The following is a 23,265-nucleotide window of genomic DNA, read 5'->3' as shown; positions in this document are numbered from 1 at the left end:
AAGATCTGAATCTCTTAATAAAATAAACACCATGAGAAAAAATATATACATTTTGTCTCTCGCAGTTTTGTTTTGCTTTTCCTGTAAAAAATCAGATACAATAACTTCTCCAAACACAGAGAGTAAAAAAACGGAAACTATTGCAAGCGGAGACCCTTTGCCAAGCTGGAATGACGGAGCCTTAAAAAGCGATATAATTGCTTATGTTGAAAAAGTAACAAAAGAAGGAAGTCCAGATTTTATTCCAGAAGAATATAGAATTGCGACTTTTGATAACGATGGAACTTTATGGGCTGAAAAGCCTTATGTACAGGAACTTTTTGCTTTTTATAAAGTGCAGAAAATGGTAGAAGCCAAACCAGAATTAGCCCAAAAACAGCCTTTTAAAGCGGTAATAGAAAAAGACAAAACCTTTTTTGAAAAGGGGGGCGATAAAGCACTTATAGAACTGGTTGCGGCAACTCATACCGGGATGACCGAAGATGAATTTGAAGCTTCAGTTAATGATTTCTTTAAAAGCGCAAAATATCCTGGTAAAAATGTTCCAGTGAAACAAATACGTTATCAGCCGCAATTGGAATTACTAAATTATTTACGCGCAAACGGATTTAAAACGTACATCGTTACTGGCGGAACAATAGAGGTGGTAAGAGCAATATCTCAAGATTTTTACGGAATTCCAAAAGATCAAGTGGTGGGAACTTCTTTTAAATACAAATATGATGAAGCTAAAAATGTCGTACAGAGAGAAACAGCTTTAGACCATTTTAATGATAAAGAAGGAAAACCAGTAGGCATTCAGCTGCATATTGGTAAGCGACCTGTTTTTGCCTGCGGTAATGAAGGCGGAGCAGGAGATATTGCGATGCTTACCTATTCGCAGGGAAATAAATATCCGTCATTTCAACTGCTTGTAAATCATAATGATTCAATAAGAGAATACAAATATCAAGAAAAGGATAATGCTTCATTAAATGCCGCTGCAAAAAACAAATGGCATGTGGTAGATATGCAGAAAGACTGGAAAAAAGTTTTTGCAGACAATTAGATTGAGTTAGTTAAAATTGAAGTGAAACAGTTTATTGGTTGGCTGTTTCATTTTGATTTTAAAATGTTTACAAAATTTTAAAAGAACGCCTATGGAGTTTCATAAATTTATTAGATTACTATTGGGTACAATCTCTTTCGTTGTAAGCTATAGTTCTTATGCTCAAGAAGAACATAAACCAGGAAATAGTCCTCAGGAACTGGCTGATAAATTGGCAAATCCAGTGGCGAGTTTAATTAGTGTGCCACTTCAGAATAATTTGAATTATGGAATCGGACCATACAATGGCGTCAAATATACGGTTAATATTCAGCCCGTTATTCCATTTAAATTGAGTGACAACCTAAACTTAATAAGCCGATGGATTTTGCCGGTTGTAGATCAGCGAAATATAACTGGATTAAATACACACGAATTTGGTTTGAGCGATGCCACAGTGACAGCATTTTTTGCTCCAAAAACTGAAAAAATAATCTATGGAGTAGGACCAGCATTTTTAGTACCAACGGCTACAGATAAATTATTAGGAACAGAAAAATTTGGTGTCGGACCAAGCGTTTTAGTAATGCATCAGGGCAAAGGCCTTTCAGTTGGTTTTATTGCCAATCAGATCTGGTCTGTAGCTGGAGCCTCTGACCGTGCCGATTTTAATCAGTTTTACACCCAGATATTTCTTTCGCACAGTTATAAAAGTGGTGCCAACTGGGGCGTAAATGCCGAAATTACCCAAAACTGGGAAGGAAATACTACTTTAATCTCTTTAAACCCAATGATGGGGGGTATTACCAAATTTGGTGACCAAGTGGTACAGTTTTCAGTTCAACCACTTATTCCAATTGTCGGACATCAGTCCATAAAACCCGATTGGGGCTTGAGAGCTGTAATTTCTTTTGTGTTTCCTGGATCATAATATTTTATCAAGAATGGCTGATGTACTTAAAAATACAGACGAAATTAAGTTTGATCCTATTGCATCAAAGGCGCAGCGTTATGAAAAAGGCGCTTCGATTAGAAAAAAAATGCCTTTAGCAAAACATCAGGAATGGAATTCTTTTAAAAATAGAAAAGATCCTGTAGATATTTTAATTCAAACCAGTGTGGGAAGAGTTGAAAGTCTGGTGCCAATTCGGTATAGCAGAATGATGGAATCGCCTTTTGCATTTTATAGAGGAGCTGCCGCGATTATGGCAGCCGACTTAGCTCATACTGCTGTATCGGGAATAAATTTACAGCTCTGCGGTGATTGCCATTTAATGAATTTCGGCGGATTTGCAACTCCAGAACGCAAATTGGTTTTTGATATAAATGATTTTGACGAAACCTTTCCTGGACCGTGGGAATGGGATGTAAAAAGACTGGCAGCCAGTTTTGTGATTGCAGGAAGATGGCGAAAATTCTCCAATAAAAATTGTAAAGAGTTTGCCTGGCATGTTGCTGATAGTTATAAGCGCCATATGTTGGATTACAGTAAATTATCGGCGCTTCAAATTTGGTATGCAGATATCGATTTGGCAGAGCTCATAGAATTAGGGCATGATAAGGAACTAAAAGAGTTTGAACAAAAGAGAATAAAAAAAGCTTCAGAATATACCGCTCACGAAAAGGAGTTTGCAAAAATGACATATTTTGATGGAGCCAGAGCACGCATAAAAGATGATCCGCCTTTAATATTTCACCCGAGCGGAGATCTCGAAAAACTGGTTGCTAAAGAAGGAGAAATTGTTCATAAAAGATATATAGAATCTCTTTCAGAAGAAAAGCAGATTTTGCTAAGCAGGTATAAACTTCATGATATTGTCATAAAAGTGGTAGGTGTAGGAAGTGTTGGAACACTTTGCGGGATCAGTTTGCTAATGTCTGCTACAGGCGAACCTATTTTTTTGCAGTTCAAAGAAGCCAGAAAAAGTGTGCTCGAAGAAAATGTAAAAATTAAAGGAAAATATATCCATCAGGGAGAACGTATTGTGATGGGACAAAAGCTTATGCAGTCTGCATCAGATATGTTTTTAGGCTGGACAAACGATAGTAAAGATAGATTCTTCTATATCAGACAGCTTAGAGATGCCAAAATAAAGCCGGTTCTAGAAGTTATGAAACCCAAAAACATGGCAGAATATGCCAAAGCTTGCGGATGGGCACTTGCAAGAGCTCATGCGCGTTCGGGAGACCCTTCCATGATTTCAGGGTATATTGGAGAATCAGACGAATTTGCCGATGCTATTTCGGAATTTTCGCTTTTATATGCTAATCAAAATGAATTGGATTATAATAAAATGCTAGAAGCAATAAAACATGGTAAACTTCCTATAGCGGGTGAAATTTAGGGTAGCCAAAGAGTAAAATTTGGCAAAAAAAAAAATGTGAAAATCTTGCATACAACACCTCAGAAAAAGGATAAAGTAAGATTTTATTTATTTAATACTGTTAATTAAATAAAATGATTTATCTTTGATAGTGGTCTAAGTAACTGTTTAATAGGTACTTGTGTATTTTTTACAATTATTTAGATGCTTTCCTCTTCGTTCAAGATTTTTATGACTTTAATACATTCGAGTTAAACTGATTTAATTATTAATTTAATAAATACCACAACATGAATATTAAAAGAACAAGTCTTCGTATAATCCCAATCTTATTTTTGGGTTTGTTTTACAGCTGCTCTCCAACTGTAAAAGTTACAACTGATTATGATCATGCTGCGAACTTCAGCGAATACAAAACTTTTGCGGTGTATGATTTAAAAGCACAGCAAGGCCAAGTAAATCAGTTAAATGTTGATCGTGTTGCAAAAGCAATCCGAAATGAAATGCTCGCAAAAGGATTTACAGAATCTAGCAATCCTGATTTAAAAGTAAATGCGGTTTCGATATTAAAAAACAAAACCCAAGTGACAGCCGATACTAATTTTTATGGCTATGGCGGAATGTATCGTCCATACGGATATTGGGGCGGCGGTGCCATGATGGGCGGCGGTACCACAACATTCAACAGCTATGATTATGTTGACGGCTCGTTGGTAATAGATATCGTATCTACAAAAACCGATAAACTGGTTTGGCAAGGAATCGGAAATGCCGAAATTGACAGCAAACCAGATAATCCAGAACAATTCATCAACGATGCAATCAAAAAAATATTAGCTGGTTTCCCTCCCGGAGCAGTTAAAAAATAATTGATACATAATTGTACTTGCCGAAAGTACGGCAAGTACAATTATTTCTACTTCTCCATACGCCCCCATCGTATTCTATTTTTAAGATTTTAAGAAAAAATAATACCCACGCAAATTAAACTTAAAAAAATGATCGATATATTACTCTCACTTTTCTTTTTTATTGCCACAATTGCAGGTTTGGCAACTTCAATTATGGTTTTGTTTTCCAAAAAAAACTATTCAAAAAGTTTCTTTTTAGGAATGTTTTTATTGAGTTTGGCGGTAGTAAGTATCTACAATTTTTATCTGTCGGCCAACTTATTTAAAAATTTCCCAGATCTATTTACTATCACAAAAGCGTTTATATTTTTAACCGCTCCATGCTCTTTTTTATATGTTAGAAACATTTTATCATTAAATAAAAGTTTTAGAAAATACGATTGGCTGCATTTTATGCCTTTTGTGATCTATTTCTTTTTAACGCTAATTGTTTATGTTGGAAGCCATACCAATATAAAAGCGGTCGATTATATTGCAGAATTAATCAAAAATCCATTTTCTGTTTTAACCCTGACGATTTGGCTTTTCTATGTCTTTTTTCAAACCATGTTGATTTTAAACTATGATCTGAAAAAATTTAGAGGAAACCAATTTCATCAAATTAAAGTAATTAACTGGATTAGAGTGTATAATCTCATGATTCTGTTTTTATTTTCGGCGCTTTTTGTTCATCACTTCCTATTAAGAAAAATAGATGCAACAGACCTTTCTTGTTATGTGCTTATTTCCTCTGTATTGTTTTTTACGGTCGGCTGGCTTTATTTCAGACCTCATATTTTTCATGATCAAGAAGAAACCTTCGATTTTGTTGTTGATAATACAATAGAGGTAAAAACAAAAGAAACTAAGAATACAATTCCGATAACAAACGAACTGACGCTCGAAAAAAGAGAAGAATATCTTTTAAAGCTAGATCATGTTTTGAACTCTCAGCATCTATTCTTAAAAAAAGATTTTGTAATCAGAGATTTGTCAGATGAAACCGGAATATCTGTGCACCATTTATCCAATTTGATTAATTCTGAATTTGGGCTTCACTTTCAGGATTACGTTAACCTCAAAAGGATAGAGTATTTTAAAGACAAAATAAACGATCCAGAATGGAAAGATTTGTCTTTAGAAGGCATGGCTTGGGGTTCTGGTTTTAAATCTCGAACTACTTGTTTTAGGGCATTTATAAAACACACCGGAAAATCTCCTTCAGAATACTTTAAAACCATTCGAATAAATCCGGAGCATACAAACGCGTATTACTTTAAATAGTCGTACTTCGGAATACATGAGTTTAATACTAGCGGTAGTTTCTATTTTTTTTAAGAGGTGAGTTTGAATATAAACGATAACATTCTATGGAAAACAAAAAAACAATACACAAAAAAGTCCTGTTTTTACTTTGGATAGTAGTATCGTTTAATGTTTTAAATGCACAGAAGCATCATACCGTTATGAAAGATTCTTTAGATGGCGCTTTCGATTTGAGCGACTTTCTAATTTATGCCAACGGATTCATAGTCGTGCCCACCATTATTACAGAACCCGCCGTTGGAGGATTTGGAGGTGCTGTTGCGCCAGTTTTCCTAAAAAAACGTGCTCCTGTTGTGGATGAAAACGGTAAAAAACGATTTATAAATCCAGACATTACGGGAGGAATCGGAATGTATACGGCCAATAAAAGCTGGTTGGCAGGAGCTTTTCGTTCGGCAACATTGGTAAAGCCAAAAATATTGTATCGTGCTTTTGCAGCTTACGGCGATATGAATTTATCATTTTATGCCAATAATCTTCCGAATCGGAAAGACGAAGAATTTAAACTCAATTTTAAATCGACTATTTTTTACACGCAATGGCTCAAACAATTTAATAATGCAAAATGGAGCGCAGGACCGCAGTACTTATTTTTAAATTCTAAAATAAATCTGCCCGATTTTAATCTTCCGCCGCCATTTGTTGATCCAAAAGATATTAAAAGCACGATAAGTCAGCTTGGCGCCGCGCTTCAGTTTGACGGACGTGACAACATATTTACGCCAGATAAAGGAATAAGAATCCAAACCGATTTTTTCTGGTCTGATAAAGCATTGGGGAGCGATTATCAGGCATGGCGTATCAATTTATCGGCAATTGGATATTATCCGTTGGCGAAAACTCTAATTGGCGGACTAAGGATTGAAGGGGAGCAGGCGTTGGGAAGTCCGCCTTTTTATTTAAAACCAGGAATTAATATGCGAGGAATTCCCGCAGCCAGATATATGGGAAACACCAGTATTGTGAGCGAGTTAGAATTTCGATGGGATTTGTACCGAAGATGGAGTCTCATGGGCTATGGAGGTCTCGCAAGCGCTTTTAACGATTGGGATCAAGCTTTTGCCAAACCCGTTGTGTACAGTTACGGAACAGGTTTTAGATATCTCATTGCCAGAAAATTTAAACTCCGTATGGGAGTAGACGTTGCCAAAGGGCCAGAAGAATGGGCTTACTATATCGTTTTTGGTAGCAACTGGATGCGATAAATAAAGAAACAGAAAAAACTTGTAAGAAGTTGTTTGTAAAATAAAAAACCTCGATGCTCCTGTATCGAGGTTTTTTGTGTTAAATATCTTAATAATCAGGCCCATTAAGAAAATATTAACAACTAAACATTACACAAATTGTATAATATTTAATTGTTTTGTAACAAATTGGAAACATTTGAGACTAATTTTAGTAAATCTTAAACATAACTTATGAATACATTTTCATTCAAATCAGTGTTTGCCGCTTCAATATTTTTGGCTGGAACTGCAGGCTGTTTTGCGCAAGACATTTTAGTAAATTCACTTAAACTAAATGCTAGCGACAAAAGTAAAGAGAACTTCAAATTTACAGAAGTAATTAACCTAGGAACAACATCGGTAAAATCTCAAGGATCATCTGGAACTTGCTGGAGCTACTCAACAAACTCATTCTTAGAGTCAGAAATGATTCGTTTAGGAAAACAGCCTGTTGAGCTTTCTCAAATTTATTCTGCAAGAAACGTGTATGTAGAAAAAGGTATTAACTATGTTCGTATGCACGGAGCCATTACGCTTGGAGATGGAGGAGCTCTTCACGATGTAATTAATATGTACAAAAAATACGGAACTGTGCCAAGAGAAGTTTATACAGGATTAAACTACGGAACAGACAAAAACAAATTTGCCGAAATGAGCGCTCTTATCGAAGGTGTTTTGGCAGCAGTGGTGAAAAACCCGAACGGAGAATTGACTCCAAACTGGCAAAAAGCATATTCTGCTGTTATTGATTCTTACTTAGGAAAAGTGCCAGAAAACTTTACATACAAAGGAAAAAACTATACGCCACAATCTTTTGCTAAAGAAGTAGTAGGAATTAACCCAGATGATTATGTAGAAATGTCATCTTTTACAAATGCGCCTTACTACCAAAAAACAACTATGATGGTGCCAGACAACTGGTCATTGGATCAAGTTTACAACGTAAAATTGAACGATATGACAGACGTTATCGACAATGCGCTTAAAAAAGGATATACTGTAGCTTGGGCAACAGATGTTAGCGAGAAAAGCTTTAGCTGGAAAAACGGTGTAGCTTACGTAGCAACTAAAAAATTCGACGACATGACGGCTGAAGAAAAAGCAGACATGTTTAACGGACCAAAAGCTGAACCAGAAATTACTCCAGAAATGCGTCAGGCTGCGTTTGATAACTACACAACAACAGACGACCACGGAATGCACATTATTGGTCTTGCAAAAGATCAAACTGGAAAAGAATACTATATCGTAAAAAATTCTTGGGGAGAAACAAACGACTACAAAGGTTTCTTGTTTGTAACTAAGAACTTCGTAAAATATAAAACTACTGCATTACTAGTAAACAAAGGAGGTATTCCTGCTGAAATTGCTAAGAAATTAGGGGTTTAATTATCCTGATAGTTTTACAGAAAACAGAAAAGCGCCGTAATCATTAAGATTGCGGTGCTTTTTTTGTTTCAGCTTAAAATTTGATATCTGAATATTCTAATGAAATTTTAGATAGATTTCAGTATGAAATCCCTTTATTTAATGAAAAATGGAATAGATTTGTCATGAAAAAATATTTTTTTTTAATTCATGTAAAAACAATTGATAAAATTTTAAAAGATTTATCTTTAGATAATTATATTTTGCATAATCGATTAGTTTTTAAATAAGAACTAGATTTATATAATTTAAAGTACAAAAGAACAATAATATGCTACATAACAATCCTGCACTAAAGTCATTAATTAATAGTCTTTGGACTGTACTGTGGGGAGGTGGAATTGCAAACCCGCTATCTGCAATAGAACAAATCACTTATTTGTTATTCATGAAAAGATTAGATGAGATAGAAAAACAAAGAGAAAGTGAAGCAACTAAAGAAGGAAAAAAATATTTGTCAAAATTTTCAGGAACATACACCCCTGAATTTATTCTAAATGAAACTGAGTCTGAAAAAAAATCAAAGAAAAAAATTCAGAGACCAAAAACAGAATTAAGATGGAGTAATTTTAGTAAGTTAGAATCAAATGAAGATTTATTGAAGCATACACGTTATAACGTTTTTCAATTTATTAAAACTTTGAATAGTGAGGACTCAACTTTCACAAAGTATATGTCTAATGCGGTTTTTATTATTGAAAAACCCTCTCTTTTGGCCGATGCAGTCAATAAAATTGATGAAATTTTTGTTGAAATTGAAAAAGATGCTAAAGAAGGTGGACATAATTTTCAAGACATTCAAGGTGATGTATATGAAATGCTTCTAAGTGAAATAGCTCAGGCAGGTAAAAATGGTCAATTTAGAACACCAAGACATATCATAAAATTAATGGCTGAACTTGTCAAACCAAAACTAGGAGATAAAATAGCAGATCCAGCTTGTGGAACTTCTGGTTTTTTACTAGGTGCTTTTCAATATATATTAACCGATTTAGCAAAAAAAGATAAAGATGTAAAAATTGAAAAAGATGAAGATGGTTTTGAAATTGGTGCATTCTCATCATTGCTAAATACTAAAACTAAATCTATTATTGATAAAAGTTTTTATGGATTTGACATTGATATTACTATGGTTCGTCTAGGATTGATGAATCTCATTATGCATGGAATCGATAATCCAAAAATAGATTATAAAGATTCTTTAAGTAAATCATATAGTGAGTTGAATTGTTATGATATTATCCTTGCAAATCCACCTTTTACTGGAAAATTAGATAAAGATGATTTAAACCCTAATTTAAGAGTTGATACCTCATCAAGTGAATTGTTGTTTTTAGATAGAATTTCTTCAATGCTTAAAACAGGAGGAAAAGCTGCTGTTATTATACCTGAAGGCGTTTTATTTAGTAGTTTAAATGCTCAAAAAAAGACCAGAGAAATTATACTCAAAGATAACAATTTAGAGGCTGTAATTTCTTTACCAAGTGGAACTTTTAAACCTTATACAGGTGTAAAAACTGCAATTTTAGTTTTTACAAAAATCGAGCAAGATAGTAAAGAATGGAATACTCAAAATGTTTGGTTTTATGAACTTAACAGTGACGGATATTCTCTTGATGATAATAGAAGACGATTAAAAGATTTTCCTTTACCGGAAACTGTCAATAATTTCGAAAAAAGGAATAAAATAAAAATGAAGGATCGAAAAAGTCATTTTTATGTTCCGATTTCTGAAATACAAGAAAACGATTTAGATTTAAGCTATAATCGTTACAAAGAATATGTTTATGTAGAACAAACATATGATCCTCCAAAAGAAATTCTAGCTAAGTTAATTTTGCTTGAGGATGATATATTAAAAGAATTGAAAGAATTAAATAATTTAATAGGATGATCACAAAGAAGTTTATATCATTATTTGATTTCTTACCCAATTCAAAAATTAAGGCAGGAGATGGATTAGATGAAGGAAACTTTTCTTTTTTCACTTCAAGCTCAATACTCAAAAAAAAAATTAATAAAGCTCAATATTTTGATGAAGCATTAATTTTTGGCACGGGAGGAAGTGCAAGTGTTCATTATAGTAAAGAACCTTTTTCAACTTCTACTGATTGTATTGTTGCAAAAAGCACATATGGAGAACATGAAATAAATATTAAATATGTTTATTATTATTTAACTGGAAATATACATCTAATAGAAAGAGGCTTTAAAGGCGCGGGTTTAAAACATATATCTAAGAAATATATTGAAAATATAGAAATTCCTATTGTTTCTATTGAAAGTCAGAATAAAATTGTTGCCGTATTAGATAAAGCTAATTCAATAATAAAAAAAAGAGAAGATAGCATTAAAGTACTTGATGAATTAACAAGAGCGAAATTTTTAGAAATGTTTCAAAATGAATTAGTTAACTTTAAAAAAAGCAAAACTAATTTGAATGACATAGTGTCAATTAACTCAGGATTGACCAAAGGTAGAAAAACTAAAGAAAAAGAAACCATAGACGTACCTTATCTACGTGTGGCTAATGCACAAGATGGATATTTTGATTTAAAAGAAATAAAATATATTAGTGCTACAGAAAGAGAAATTAGCAATTATAACATTCTAAAAGGAGATTTACTAATAACAGAAGGAGGAGATCCTGATAAATTAGGCAGAGGATCTGTATGGGAACTAGAAGAAAATAAATATATATATCAAAATCATCTTTATAGGCTTAGAATCAAAGATTTAACAAAATATTCATCATATTGGCTAATGTATTTAATTAGTAGTGAGTTTGGCAAATATTATTTTTTAAGACAAGCAAAACAAACAACAGGCATCGCTACCGTTAATAAAAAACAAGTGAGTCAATTCCCAATTCCAAAAAGCTCTTTTAGTCGACAAAAAGAATTTGAAAAATATTTTTTAAACATTAAAAAAATAAATCGTTACATGTAAAATCAATTGAAAATTTGAAAGAATTATTTAATTCTCTTATTCAAAAGGCTTTTAATGATCAACTAAATTTTAATATTGATTTTGAATTAGATGCATTAATTAATGAAATTGATTTACAAAAAAAGGAAAATGATATACAAGATATAACTGGAGATATTGCTTATCTACAAAAATTGATTGATAGACTAAACAATCAAGATTTTAAAGAAAAAGAACTTTACGATAAAGCAAAATCGATAGCATTTCAACTGATGAATGAAAGTGAGGAGAAAAGAAGAGTAATACAAGTAATTGATGAGAAAACATCAAGCATAAGGCTAGCTCTAATATGAAATTACTTAAATTTGAAATAGGAGAACTACCAAAAGAGAAGCAATTTAGAAGCCTACATTCTGGTTTCAAAATTGACTTTCATAATCTTTATACTACAGACGGTTTTGATGAAATAGACGAAAAAGGAGTTTCTACAATGGATTCATTTAATCCTTTTTGTTTAGCTGGACTAAATGGTAGTGGCAAATCTAATGTATTAGAGGCACTAGCCAATATATTTTTTCATTTAGAATCTTGCGTTGCAAAATTCAAACCTAAAAATTTTGAAAAGCATTTTAGAGCAGAAGATTGCAATCCAGATGCTTTTACATTAGAATATTTAATTGGGCAGCATAATGGGCATCCATATTCATTAGATTATTATGAAAAAATAAGTATTGTAAAAGAGGTAGGTAAAAGACCTGAAATGTACAGACAATCTTATCCTTTTACAAAAAAAGAAAAAAGGAAATCAATTTCTCTAAGTCCGAGATTTGACAAACAATTTCCGCAAGCAGCTGAAGGCAAAAATTACTTGCCTGATATTGTAGTTGGCTACTCTTCGGGAGAAAATGAAATATTAAGTCTTCCTTTTAGGAAAAGTCGTTTAATAAATTATGATAAATATAGAGAAGACTATATTAGAGGTTATAAATATGAAGAACCTGAGAATAGTTTAATCTATATTGATAGTGATATGAGTCAAGCAGTTTTGCTATCTTGTCTTCTATATGAAGATGAAATGACTTTAAAACCAATTAGAGAAGAACTGGGGATTTTAGGATTAAAAAGCTTTCGAATGAATTTAAATCTACAATCTTTATATGTGGACGACGAAAGAACAGAAGCTGTTCCTATTTTACAACATATTCCTAAAATTATTGATAATTTAAAAAAATGCGCCTCATTTTATCAAGAATTTGAACCTAGCCGATCTGAATCTCGAGAAGGTCTATTTTCTACTTTAATACTGGATTTTCATGTTGATGAAAATATAAAACAAATTTTTAGAAAATATTTTCCGACTTCATTTGAACTATTCCGTTTCTTTCAAGTGCTATATGAGCTTAATGCAAATTCAATATCAATAGAATCCAAAGAAGAAGTTTATAAATCAAAAGGGTTCTATACTGATTGGAAAATCCCTCCGCAAACACCAAAAGGGAATGTCTTCTTCTTTGAAGACTTTTATATAATAAAAAATATTCAAGGAGAAATCACTCCTAAAGAATTGTTATTACGAGAGTTTTCAGATGGAGAACATCAGTTCTTACATACTTTAGGCATTTGTTTAATGCTTAAAGAGAGGAGAAGCTTGCTCCTCCTTGACGAACCAGAAACCCACTTTAATCCAAGCTGGAGGGCAAAATTCATTAAGATTTTACAAGATAGTATAACTGCTGGGAATAACATAAATGAAAATAATGATAAATTCAATATTCATGCATTGAAAGATATATTATTGACTTCACATTCTCCCTTTATTATCTCTGATTGCATGCCGGACAATGTAATATTTTTTAAGAAAGATCATGACTTCCTTGAAGCAAAAAAAGCTTCTCAATTGGGCTTCAAAACTTATGGTTCCAGCGTTGATTATATTCTTAAAAATTTCTTTAAAACAAATCTTATATCTAATAAATCACTTGAAGAACTAAAAGATGTTATAGATAATGGTACTATCAAAGAACTCCAATTTGCAATAGAAAAATTTGGGGAATCAAGTACAAAACAATTTTTATATAAAAAAATATATGAAAAATTAGATTTAAAGGATGATAGTATCGATTGAAAAAACTAATAGCAGATTAGGTCTCATTCAAAATATCCCTAAAAAATTCTTTTCCCTATTAGAAGAATCACAGGATTTTGGAGATCATCTATTCCCAAATTGGGCTATAGATGTATTTGCTCCAACTGATTTAAAAAATAAATTTGAAGAAATTTTTAATATATACAAGGCAATAAATAATTCAAACTCGAGATCAAGGATTATTGAAGCATTTACGAACACAAATAAAATTGAAGATCTGTGTAATAACAACTTGGGAGTACCAATGATTATTATCACTGATTTACCTCTTACAATAAGAGGCAGCTTAGATCGTCTATTTTCTTACTTATATAATACCGCAATTAATTATCATGGTTTTCAAACTTATGTTGATGATACATTAAGAAAAACTATCGATAGGTTTATAATTAAAAATAAAGTAGTTGTATGTCCATTTTGTGGATTGGAGAGTTTTATTAATATTGAAGGACAGGCTAGATTATCTCTAGATCATTGGTTATGCAAGGATTTCTTCCCAATGGCATCTGTAAATTTAAATAATTTAGTCCCAATAGGCCAAGGTTGTAATCAGAGACCAGCTAAAGGAAATAAAAACATTCTTGTTAACGAAATAAATAATTCAAGACTTAATAAATCATACTATCCTTATTCATTACATGGTGGTTTTAAAGTTATTTTTAATTTCATTAATGAACCTAATGGCAACGATTTAAAAGACGATGATTGGAGTTTAATTATAGGAGCTATAGATCCTTTAGAGGATGATATTTTCCAAAACTGGAATTCGATTATGAATATTGAAATCAGATATAATGATTATTTCAAAAAAGATGTCTTTCCACTATGGGAATCAGACTATAAAGAGCATATATTAGATCCTGATAACGATTTAAATCATGCTCAAAATATTACTGAATTAAAATCTAATTTTAAAAACTGGAAATCTACTTTTAAAATTAAAGGAAGACCTGGGGCATTAATTTACAGAGCCTTCATTGATTATTTAATCGAAAGAGCTAGTGATGCATATCTGCATGGATTACTAAGAAATTTAAGAGTATAATTAACCTATTTCCCCTTCATCAACTTCTCCAAATACTCCACTTTATCCTTTTCAGCTTGAACTAAACGCTCATAAAGTTCTACAATTTTATCAATAGGGTTGAAAGTGCAGTTGTAATTTAGCCCAGCATTTACAATGTCATTATTGGTATAAGTATTTCCAATAACATTTAAAACTGCTTCATCGGAAAAATTTTTAATTGCTTCAGCTGAAACTCCAAGAGCTTCTGCAATGACATTTAGTTTTTCGTCATCTATCGTTTCGCTTCCTTCAATATTAGAAATCGTCTGTTGGCTCATGCCAATAGCAATGGCAAGTGCTTCTTGTTTCATTCCTCTAAGCTCACGAATGCGGCTTATGTTTCTCCCGATATGTTTTGGTTTTGTTGCTGTGCTCATACATCAAAGATATTAAAAATCCTTAAAAATTAAGATATTGGTAAAAGACTATCTTTTTTGGTGAATTACCAAACCCAATGTTTTGTTAGAATGTATTCTATCGTTTATTTAGCTGAGGTAAAAATACAATTTTTCGTACAATAATTTTTCGTAACCAAAATCATAAATAAACGCCATGAAAACAGAAAATGAAAGCAATGCCAATGAGAACCAAATAATAGAATCGGTAGCCAGATTGATATCAGATATTGGTTTCGACGGAGAATATAAAAATCATCCAGAATACTTAACCGAGATTTTTGAGCATCTTCTAGAAACAGAATCAGGAGACAGCCGTTCGTTGCGAATTAAAATGTTAAGCTGCATTAGAACCAGTAAAATGTTGGCAAAAGCGCTAGAACCATTTTCAGACGAAGAAGTGCAAAAAGCCTGCGTTAAAATGATAAAGGTGTAAAAAGAAGTACTTTATCGGCTTTCTAAGTAATTCATGGTCAGAATAAAAGCTAAGTAAAAGAAAATCAGTATCTTTAGTCTGAGTTTTTTAATAGGAGCATTAATTTTATTCAAAAAATCATGAAAAAGTATGAAGCAATTTTATGTACACTTGCGTTCGTATTTTCTCTCGGCTGTTTTGCTCAGAGCACAAACAGTGCCTCTGCTTCTCCAGCACCTGGAAAAACGACATTATTGACGGATAGTCTCCCTACAGATGATATGGTAATTCAATCGTATTATGTAGAAGAAAGAATAAATAAACTTTTTGGAGGTAGAATTATTACCTACCAAGTTTCAAAATTGGACATGGTCGATACTTACGATCTGGGTCCTAATAATACAAGAACCGTAATTCCGAATTACGTAAAAAGAAAACCTAAAGTTGCTCCAAATACAATAGAAACCAAAACGCTTGTTGCAAGTGCGAATACTTCTGTAGCGCCTGTTAAGGTTGAAGTTACAGCTCCTGCGCCTTCAACTTCAAAATATATAACCGTTAATATGGTGGACACTTATGAAAAAGTGATTGATAAAGGGTATAAATCTGTCGATATGCTTAAAAAAGTAGCCGACCGTTTTTATTTTGAAGGCAATCTAACCGCAGCAGCTGGCTATTACACCCAATTATTTGACCAAGCCAAAGATTTGGATGTTATTTATTATTATAGATATGCTCAGTCTTTAAAAGCAATAAATGAAGATGAAAAAGCAAATACTTTGATGAAAAGATTCAAGAGTGAAACTTTGAGTATGAAATAGGGTTTTTCTTTGTGTGTTTTTTTAACCGCAGAGAACGCAAAGATTTTACGCAAAGTTCGCTAAGGTTATTTTTATTTTGAGATAAATCTAAAGATTAAGTTCGCAAAGCTTTGTTTATAAAGCTCTGCGAGCTTTTTTTGTGTGAGGTTTTTTTACCGCAAAGGGCGCTAAGGTTTACGCAAAGTTCGCTAAGATTATTTTTGAGTTAAATCTAAAGATTAAGTTCGCAAAGCTTTGTATAAGACTTTGCGAATTTTTTGTTTTATCTACAGTTTGTCATCCTGAGGAACGAAGGATCACACTCGCATATCGACAAAGATTGGTAACCTTTGCGATCTCCTTTATAGATTCTTATTTAAGTCTCGAAAAAAAAAAACTCTTCGTGTCCTCTGCTTAAAAGCTTTGCGAGCTTTGCGTAAAAACCTTGCGCCCTTTGCGGTTAAATAAACAATCCTAATATTGGAATTTGGAATTTTAAAACTTTGGAATTTGAACAAAAAAAAGACCATCATTTCTGATAGTCTTTTCTGCTCCCCCTCTTGGGCTCGAACCAAGGACCCTCTGATTAACAGTCAGATGCTCTAACCAACTGAGCTAAGGAGGAATCACCTTAAAAGGTTAATATGTTTGCTAAAAAAAGTTGCTCCCCCTCTTGGGCTCGAACCAAGGACCCTCTGATTAACAGTCAGATGCTCTAACCAACTGAGCTAAGGAGGAAAGTGTTGCTCTTTTTAGCGAGTGCAAATATAAAACTATTTTTAGTTTCTCAAAAACATTTCCACTCTTTTTTTGACTTTTTTTTACTTGCCTACAATGGCCTTGTAAATGTCGTTACCATTAGCAAATAGTAGCAGTGAAATAAGTAAAACAAAACCAACCATTTGCGCATTCTCTAGGAATTTGTCGCTTGGTTTTTTGCCGCTAATAATTTCATACAATAAAAACATTACGTGTCCACCATCAAGAGCCGGAATTGGCAATAAATTCATAACGCCAAGCATAATTGACAATAAAGCTGTGATTGACCAGAAAACTTCCCAGCTCCAAGAACTAGGGAAAATGTTGTAAATAGCCGCAAAACCGCCCACTTGTTTGTAAGCTTTAGTTTCTGGGTTAAAAATCATTTTCAATTGTTTTCCGTAACCTACTAATTGATCTTTTCCTTTTTCAAGACCAATCGGAATAGATTCGAAGAAACCATATTCTTTAGTGCTTATTTTATAGTATCCTAATTTCTCCAATGATTTCATGTCTAAACCACCAGCAAAAACACCTAAAGTTCCTTCTGGAGAAACTTTCACGGTAAGTGGTGTTTCTTTTAAATCGCGTAAAACAACTGCAGAAATTGATTTTCCTTTATTAGCTGCTAAGATTGCTTTTGCTTCATCAAAATATTTAACTTTTTGTCCGTTAAGAGAAAGAATCAAATCTTTTGCTTTCAAATTTTGGTTTGGCGATTCTTCTCCAACTTTTCCGATAGCAAAAGGTCTGCGGATATCGATTAGCATTCCTTTTTCTGTTTTAGAAAGCTGATCCACAAAATCTGTTGGCATTGTAATAGTTTGCTGTTTTCCGTCTCTTTCGATCAGAATATGTTTAGCCATGATCACATTCATGTTCATGTCGCTGTCAAAATTCTCTACAGCTTTACCATCTATAGAAATAATTTTATCACCCGTTTTAAAACCAGCTTTAAGCATAGCAGGATTTTCAATTGCCACACCATCTTTTAAGTCAGCATTTGCAATATAAGTATCTCCGTAAGCAAATGCCATTCCGATATAGATAATAAAAGCCAAGATAAAGTTTACGGTAACACCGCCAAGCATAATAATTAAACGTTGCCAAGCCGGTTTAGTACGAAATTCCCAAGGCTGAGGAGGCAGAGCCATTTGTTCCTTGTCCATACTTTCGTCAATCATTCCAGAAATTTTCACATAACCACCCAGCGGCAGCCATCCGATACCATATTCTGTTTCTCCGATTTTCTTTTTGAAAAGTGAATATTTAACATCAAAAAATAAATAAAATTTTTCGACTCTAGTTTTAAACAATTTAGCAGGGATAAAATGCCCTAATTCATGAAGAATAATAAGTAAAGATAAACTCAATAGAAATTGAGACAGTTTGATAACTATATCCATTTGTTGTTTTTAATTCGTATTTAACGCACAAAAGTAGCGTTTTCTATTTTAATATAAGTATGCAAGATAGTGTTTAAGATTTTAAATGTTTGTTAATAATTATATTAGTTTTTATTAAACAAAAATGTAAATCTCAATTCTTATTCTACTAGAATTAGTAACTCATTTAGTTAAAATGTTACAATTTGTCTTATTCTGATATTTTTAAAGCTTATTGGGTAGTGTTTTTTAAAACAGCAATTCTAATTTTATCTCAACGAAAACGTTCTCGAGAAAAATGATTTTGTTGAAATTTATTAATTAACCATTTAAATTTTAAAGTTATGAATTTAGAAGAATTGAATTTAGTTGAGCTAAATACTCAGGAAGAACTCGAAGTTGAAGGGGGAATTTTCCTATTACTTCAAAATCCCTTAGTAATTGCGTTCGCAGTTGGAATGTATAACCAATATCAAAGCCATAACCACTAAATTAAGCAAATTATGTTGATAGAAATAGAGATTAACGAATTAAAAGAATTAACTTTTGAAGAGAAAGAAAATATTGATGGGGGTATTTTTCAAACTGTTTTAGCTTGCTGTGCTTTAATGGGAGCTGCATATGCTGCTGGTCAGGCAGCTGGGGACTTTTTATGGTATGCTACTCATTAATAGTTTATTAACCAACACACGGGATTGTTTCTCGTGTGTTAAAAAAGTAAAAAATGAAAAAAAAGGAACTGTTTATTGAAAATCTTCTTTTGGGCAAAAAGAATAAAAAACTATTGACTATAATTTATATATCCATTTTGCTTTGTTTCATGTCTTATTTTGCTGGAAAAATTTTGGGCGACACTTTGTATTTTGCAACTCATTAAAAACAAAAAAAACTTGGCAATAAATCCCCAAGTTTTTTTAAGTATTGCGCAAAGATTTAGATTTAATTAACCAAAACAGGATTGTTTGCAATAAATATGATAGAAGGCATAATCTTTAAAATTGAATTATGAGAGATAAATTAATTGTGCGAATATGTTTTCTCGCGCTTTTTGTAGCTGTTTTATGCTATTCTTTAGGGCATGAATGTGCCAAATACGATTTAAGGCATAGTAGCAAAACAAAATAATCCCATCAGAAATTGAAATTTTTTTTTTGATTAATGAACTGAATTAGTAGAGTTGTTGATGATTGAACAACGGGAGATTAAAGGTAGTATTGAAATTGAATCAATTGTATCATACTGTTGCTAGAATATGGTCTTTTAGGTTTGCAAATGATTACTTTAAAATTATTAATGAAAACAAAAAATAGAACCTATTTTATAATACTATATGCAGTGATAATTTTTTTATCTATTAGTATTTACATATTTGAAAAAGGAATGGCTTTTGGAAAAACACTAGCACATTAAAATAAATGAGGGATAGAATTGAAAATCCCTCATTTTACATAAATATTGATATGAAGATCAAAACTTTTATTGGGACAAAAGATAATTTTTTTTTAACCCTTGTTTATGTGTTTTTTAATTTTAGTTTTTGCGCTATACTTTTTTGGTAGAGTTTGTGGAGAAGCTTTATTTTATTTTACTCATTAGTAATTCTAAAAAAAATAAAAGAAGATGCCTCTCTTAAAATTGCTTTATTAATAGGTGCAATGTTATTTTTTTGTTGTATTGGGCAGGTTATGCGTGTGGCAAACTTGCATATTATATATGCCATTAACTCTTTAAAGTATTCTCTTTCCAACAAATAGTTGAAAAAGAATATTCTTTCCATATTTAAAAAGTATGAATTTCAGTTCAGATCCAATAAACACACTTGAAAATCTTATAGCAAGAAATAAAACAAAAAGCTTTTCAATTTATTTGATAATTCTTCTTGCTGTTATCATTTTATTGGGGTCATTACCCATAATTAAATTAGATATAAGCAGTCAAAGTAGAGGAATAATTCGCAGTAAAACAGATAATGTTCCAGTTGCAACAATTGTTAACGGTAAGATCAATTGGATAGGCTTAAGAAATAATGCTTTTGTAAAAAAAGGAGACACATTAATAAAAATCTCTAAAGAAAATCTGGAAAGCGAAAAAAGAACTCAAGATGTATTGTTGAGTTCGGTTTCTTTATTGCTAAGCGATATTAATAACTTACTGCACAATCAAACAAAAAATTTGCTTACTTCTACAGCACGTGAAGATTTATTAAAATTTCAATCAGGAAAGAACGAACTGCAAAGCAAAATTTCGCAATCGCAAAATAATTATGACCGCAATAAAATTCTTTTTCATAAAGATATTATTGCTAAGGCAGATTTTGAAAAACTTGAATACGAATTACGGTTAAACAAACAAGCCTTGCAAAGTTTTGTAAGCCAACAAAAAGCAGCTTGGGAAAATCAGAAAAGAGATTTAGAAGAACGATTAAAAAATCTTAATGGAACTGTTGCTAAAATAAAAGTTGAATCGAATAATTATTTTGTTTTGGCTCCTATTTCGGGAACTATAGAAAACTTTTCAGGCATTCAAAAAGGATCTTTTATAAATGCATCACAATCTATTGCAACAATTTCTTCTCCAGATCACCTTATTGTTGAGAATAATGTTTCTCCAAATGATATTGGTTTAATTAAGAAAAATCAAAAAGTAAAATTCCAGTTAGATGCTTTCAATTATAACCAATGGGGTTTGTTGGAAGGGAAAGTGATTGATATTGACCATAATATAACAATACAGGGAGAACAGGCTTTTTTTAAAGTGCGTTGTACGTTAGATTCTAAAACTTTACATCTAAAATCAGGTTACAAAACTGATGTTTCAAAAGGAATGACCTTAACTACAAGATATATAATTACACGCCGAAGTTTATTCGATTTGCTATTTGATAAAATAGACAATTGGCTAAACCCAAAACAATTATCAGCTAAAAAATAAATGGCTTCAATAAAAATAAAACAACATGATATTAAAGATTGTGGTGCTGCTTGTCTGGCTTCTATCGGAAATCATTTCAAAGTTAATCTTCCCATAGCGAGAATACGTCAGTATGCCAATACAGATAAACGCGGTACAAATGTTCTTGGAATAACTGAAGCAGCTGAGAAAATGGGATTTACAGCAAAAGGCGTAAAAGGAGGTTTAGATGCCTTAGATAAAATTCCGCTTCCAGCCATTGCCCATATTATAACAAAAGAGCAGTATCAACATTATTTAGTTATTTACAAAGTTGAAAAATCTGCAATTACGGTTATGGATCCAGGTTTTGGTAAAATGGAGACATACACTTTTGAAGAATTTCAAAAAATCTGGACAGGCGTTTTAATTCTTTTTGCACCAAATGAAGATTTTAAAACATTAGATGAAAAAACTTCACCTTTAAAAAGGTTTTGGAATTTAATTCAGCCACATAAAACTATTTTAATTCAGGCATTATTTGGCGCTATTTTATTTACAGTTTTAGGATTGGCAATGTCTATTTATATCCAAAAAATAACAGATTACGTTTTGGTAGATGGCAATAGAAATCTACTTAATTTATTAAGTGTTTCTATGATTGCAATTATTTTGCTTCAAGCATATATTGGCTCAAAGAAAAGCATTTTTGTGATGAAAACAGGCCAGTTAATAGATGCTAAATTGATCTTAGGCTATTATAAACATCTGCTTCATTTGCCTCAACGATTTTTCGATACCATGCAGATCGGAGAAATTACATCAAGAATAAATGATGCAGTAAAAATACGATCCTTTATAAATGAAACCGCAATCGAAATGATTGTAAATGTTTTTATTGTCATCTTTTCTTTTGCATTAATGTTTACCTATTATTGGAAATTGGCTTTGGTCATTGTTTTAGTTATTCCGTTTTATGTTTTAATTTATTTTCTGCTAAACAAATTCAACAAAAAGGTTGAAAGGAACATAATGGAGAATGCTGCAGAACTGCAGACACAATTGGTTGAAAGCATTACGCATGTTAGAACTGTTAAAGAATTTGGGATTGAAGAATTTTCAAATTTAAAAACCGAAAATAAATTTGTAAAACTATTATTCATAACTTATAAATCTGGTTTAAATGGCATTTTTGCTACAACTTCAACACAGTTTTTAGCATCTATATTTACTGTAATCTTGATGTGGATTGGTTCGGGTTATGTGATTGATAGAGCAATTACTCCTGGGGAATTGTTTTCCTTTTATGCGTTAATCGGTTATTTTACTTCGCCTGTTGCATCCTTAATTAATATGAATAAAACAGCGCAAAACGCTCTGATTGCTGCTGACAGGCTTTTTGAAATTATGGATTTAGAAAGAGAGGAAACAGAAAACAAGATTGAATTAACAAAAGAAAATTTGGGAGATATAGAATTTGAAAATGTTTCTTTTCGATATGGATCTCGCATCGAAGTTTTTAAAAATTTTAATGCTGTATTTAAGAAAAATCAAACGACAGCTATTGTAGGTGAAAGCGGTAGTGGGAAAACTACTTTGATTTCGCTTTTGCAAAACCTTTACCCAATAAAAGAAGGTAAAATTAATATTGGAGATTTTGATCTTAAACATGTCCATTATAAGAGTTTAAGAAAAATTATTGGTGTTATTCCCCAACAGCTTAATTTGTTTTCTGGAAATATTATAGAAAATATCGCTTTAGGGGAATCGTTTCCAAATATTCAGAGAATTTTAGAGCTTTCAAAACAACTTGGCATTCATGAGTTTGTCGAAAAATTGCCAAACGGATTTGAAACACAAATTGGCGAAAACGGAGCAATGCTTTCGGGTGGACAAAAGCAAAGAATTGCGATTGCACGTGCATTGTACAAAAATCCTGAAATATTATTAATGGATGAGGCAACAGCGTCATTAGACACGAACTCTGAACAAATTGTAAAAGAAGTCATTGATAATTTTAAATCGCAAGGGAAAACGATAATTGTTATTGCGCATCGTTTAAGCACAATAGCAAATGCGGATAGTATATTGGTTATGAAAAATGGATTAATTGTAGAGTCAGGAAACCATTTTGACTTATTGGAACAGAAAACGGAATATTATAATTTATGGAATAAGCAGAATTTGGTTTAAATGTTTGTTAATTAATAAACATTTCGATTTCTCGTTTTAACAAGATGCCGTAACTTTACTTTTCGAAC

The 23,265-nt window shown here is 32.1% G+C and carries 21 protein-coding genes and 2 tRNA genes; 19 read left to right on the top strand and 4 right to left on the bottom strand.

The features are described from left to right. The first annotated feature begins 31 nt into the window (after window positions 1-31). From BB050_RS07160 to BB050_RS07100, 12 genes are all read left to right on the top strand, one after another. Window positions 32-1,048: an HAD family hydrolase gene (locus tag BB050_RS07160; RefSeq protein WP_083219815.1), complete on the top strand. Its 1,017-nt coding sequence runs from the start codon at window positions 32-34 to the stop codon at window positions 1,046-1,048. Between the two features lie 91 nt (window positions 1,049-1,139). After that, window positions 1,140-1,958 carry a hypothetical protein gene (locus BB050_RS07155; protein WP_066033107.1) on the top strand — a complete coding sequence of 273 codons (819 nt, stop codon included), beginning with the start codon at window positions 1,140-1,142 and terminating at the stop codon, window positions 1,956-1,958. Window positions 1,959-1,971: 13 nt separating this feature from the next. Continuing rightward, window positions 1,972-3,372: a DUF2252 domain-containing protein gene (locus BB050_RS07150; RefSeq protein ID WP_066033106.1), complete on the top strand. Its 1,401-nt coding sequence runs from the start codon at window positions 1,972-1,974 to the stop codon at window positions 3,370-3,372. Window positions 3,373-3,641: 269 nt separating this feature from the next. Beyond that, a complete protein-coding gene (locus BB050_RS07145; RefSeq protein WP_008466016.1) occupies window positions 3,642-4,220 on the top strand; it encodes a DUF4136 domain-containing protein in 579 nt (192 codons plus the stop codon). Window positions 4,221-4,349: 129 nt separating this feature from the next. Continuing rightward, window positions 4,350-5,525, top strand: a complete 1,176-nt coding sequence (locus BB050_RS07140; protein WP_066033105.1) for a helix-turn-helix domain-containing protein — start codon at window positions 4,350-4,352, stop codon at window positions 5,523-5,525. Between the two features lie 86 nt (window positions 5,526-5,611). Beyond that, entirely contained in the window at window positions 5,612-6,772 is a 1,161-nt protein-coding gene (locus tag BB050_RS07135) for a BamA/TamA family outer membrane protein (protein ID WP_066033104.1), read from the top strand. 213 nt (window positions 6,773-6,985) lie between these two features. Further along, window positions 6,986-8,182: a C1 family peptidase gene (locus BB050_RS07130; RefSeq protein ID WP_066033103.1), complete on the top strand. Its 1,197-nt coding sequence runs from the start codon at window positions 6,986-6,988 to the stop codon at window positions 8,180-8,182. 310 nt (window positions 8,183-8,492) lie between these two features. After that, window positions 8,493-10,115, top strand: coding sequence for a type I restriction-modification system subunit M (locus BB050_RS07120; protein WP_066033101.1), 1,623 nt, complete (start codon window positions 8,493-8,495; stop codon window positions 10,113-10,115). Further along, the gene (locus BB050_RS07115; protein ID WP_066033100.1) at window positions 10,112-11,170 is read left to right on the top strand and encodes a restriction endonuclease subunit S; all 1,059 of its coding nucleotides are present in this window, start codon (window positions 10,112-10,114) and stop codon (window positions 11,168-11,170) included. The genes BB050_RS07120 and BB050_RS07115 overlap by 4 nt, the downstream gene beginning before the upstream one ends. Window positions 11,171-11,184: 14 nt before the next feature. Next, entirely contained in the window at window positions 11,185-11,502 is a 318-nt protein-coding gene (locus BB050_RS07110; RefSeq protein WP_066033099.1) for a hypothetical protein, read from the top strand. Beyond that, window positions 11,499-13,274, top strand: a complete 1,776-nt coding sequence (locus tag BB050_RS07105) for a restriction system-associated AAA family ATPase (protein ID WP_066033098.1) — start codon at window positions 11,499-11,501, stop codon at window positions 13,272-13,274. Before BB050_RS07110 ends, BB050_RS07105 begins: the two co-directional genes overlap by 4 nt. Beyond that, a complete protein-coding gene (locus BB050_RS07100) occupies window positions 13,258-14,340 on the top strand; it encodes a hypothetical protein (protein ID WP_066033097.1) in 1,083 nt (360 codons plus the stop codon). The genes BB050_RS07105 and BB050_RS07100 overlap by 17 nt, the downstream gene beginning before the upstream one ends. Window positions 14,341-14,345: 5 nt before the next feature. On the opposite strand, the gene BB050_RS07095 is transcribed toward BB050_RS07100, so the two are convergent. After that, window positions 14,346-14,738, bottom strand: coding sequence for a helix-turn-helix domain-containing protein (locus BB050_RS07095; RefSeq protein ID WP_066033096.1), 393 nt, complete (start codon window positions 14,736-14,738; stop codon window positions 14,346-14,348). 175 nt (window positions 14,739-14,913) lie between these two features. Between BB050_RS07095 and BB050_RS07090 the strand changes: the two genes are divergently transcribed. Further along, the gene (locus tag BB050_RS07090; protein WP_066033095.1) at window positions 14,914-15,192 is read left to right on the top strand and encodes a hypothetical protein; all 279 of its coding nucleotides are present in this window, start codon (window positions 14,914-14,916) and stop codon (window positions 15,190-15,192) included. Between the two features lie 119 nt (window positions 15,193-15,311). Continuing rightward, complete coding sequence (locus BB050_RS07085; RefSeq protein ID WP_066033094.1) at window positions 15,312-15,992, top strand: hypothetical protein; 681 nt, start codon at window positions 15,312-15,314, stop codon at window positions 15,990-15,992. A 530-nt stretch (window positions 15,993-16,522) separates the two neighbouring features. On the opposite strand, the gene BB050_RS07080 is transcribed toward BB050_RS07085, so the two are convergent. From BB050_RS07080 to rseP, 3 genes are all read right to left on the bottom strand, one after another. Then, window positions 16,523-16,596, bottom strand: a tRNA-Asn gene (locus tag BB050_RS07080). 39 nt (window positions 16,597-16,635) lie between these two features. Next, window positions 16,636-16,709 (bottom strand) — tRNA-Asn (locus tag BB050_RS07075). 83 nt (window positions 16,710-16,792) lie between these two features. Continuing rightward, the gene (gene rseP, locus BB050_RS07070; protein ID WP_066033093.1) at window positions 16,793-18,136 is read right to left on the bottom strand and encodes an RIP metalloprotease RseP; all 1,344 of its coding nucleotides are present in this window, start codon (window positions 18,134-18,136) and stop codon (window positions 16,793-16,795) included. 323 nt (window positions 18,137-18,459) lie between these two features. Here rseP and BB050_RS22035 point away from each other — a divergent pair, with 323 nt between their 5' ends. The 5 genes from BB050_RS22035 (at window position 18,460) to BB050_RS07060 (ending at window position 23,197) form a co-directional block, all read left to right on the top strand. Continuing rightward, complete coding sequence (locus tag BB050_RS22035) at window positions 18,460-18,606, top strand: class IIb bacteriocin, lactobin A/cerein 7B family (RefSeq protein ID WP_236940430.1); 147 nt, start codon at window positions 18,460-18,462, stop codon at window positions 18,604-18,606. Between the two features lie 12 nt (window positions 18,607-18,618). Beyond that, window positions 18,619-18,786, top strand: a complete 168-nt coding sequence (locus BB050_RS21570) for a class IIb bacteriocin, lactobin A/cerein 7B family (protein WP_083219814.1) — start codon at window positions 18,619-18,621, stop codon at window positions 18,784-18,786. A 53-nt stretch (window positions 18,787-18,839) separates the two neighbouring features. After that, window positions 18,840-18,992 (top strand): hypothetical protein, encoded by a 153-nt coding sequence (locus tag BB050_RS21830; protein WP_164085580.1) that lies wholly within the window; start codon window positions 18,840-18,842, stop codon window positions 18,990-18,992. Window positions 18,993-19,903: 911 nt separating this feature from the next. After that, the gene (locus tag BB050_RS07065) at window positions 19,904-21,046 is read left to right on the top strand and encodes an HlyD family secretion protein (protein WP_066033092.1); all 1,143 of its coding nucleotides are present in this window, start codon (window positions 19,904-19,906) and stop codon (window positions 21,044-21,046) included. Next, window positions 21,047-23,197: a peptidase domain-containing ABC transporter gene (locus BB050_RS07060; protein ID WP_066033091.1), complete on the top strand. Its 2,151-nt coding sequence runs from the start codon at window positions 21,047-21,049 to the stop codon at window positions 23,195-23,197. It abuts the gene before it with no gap. Window positions 23,198-23,265: the final 68 nt, after the last annotated feature.

This window comes from Flavobacterium anhuiense (assembly GCF_001705175.1).
Taxonomy (GTDB): domain Bacteria; phylum Bacteroidota; class Bacteroidia; order Flavobacteriales; family Flavobacteriaceae; genus Flavobacterium; species Flavobacterium anhuiense.
Note: the sequence above shows the minus strand (reverse complement) of the source record. Positions and strands in the feature narration are given on the sequence as shown.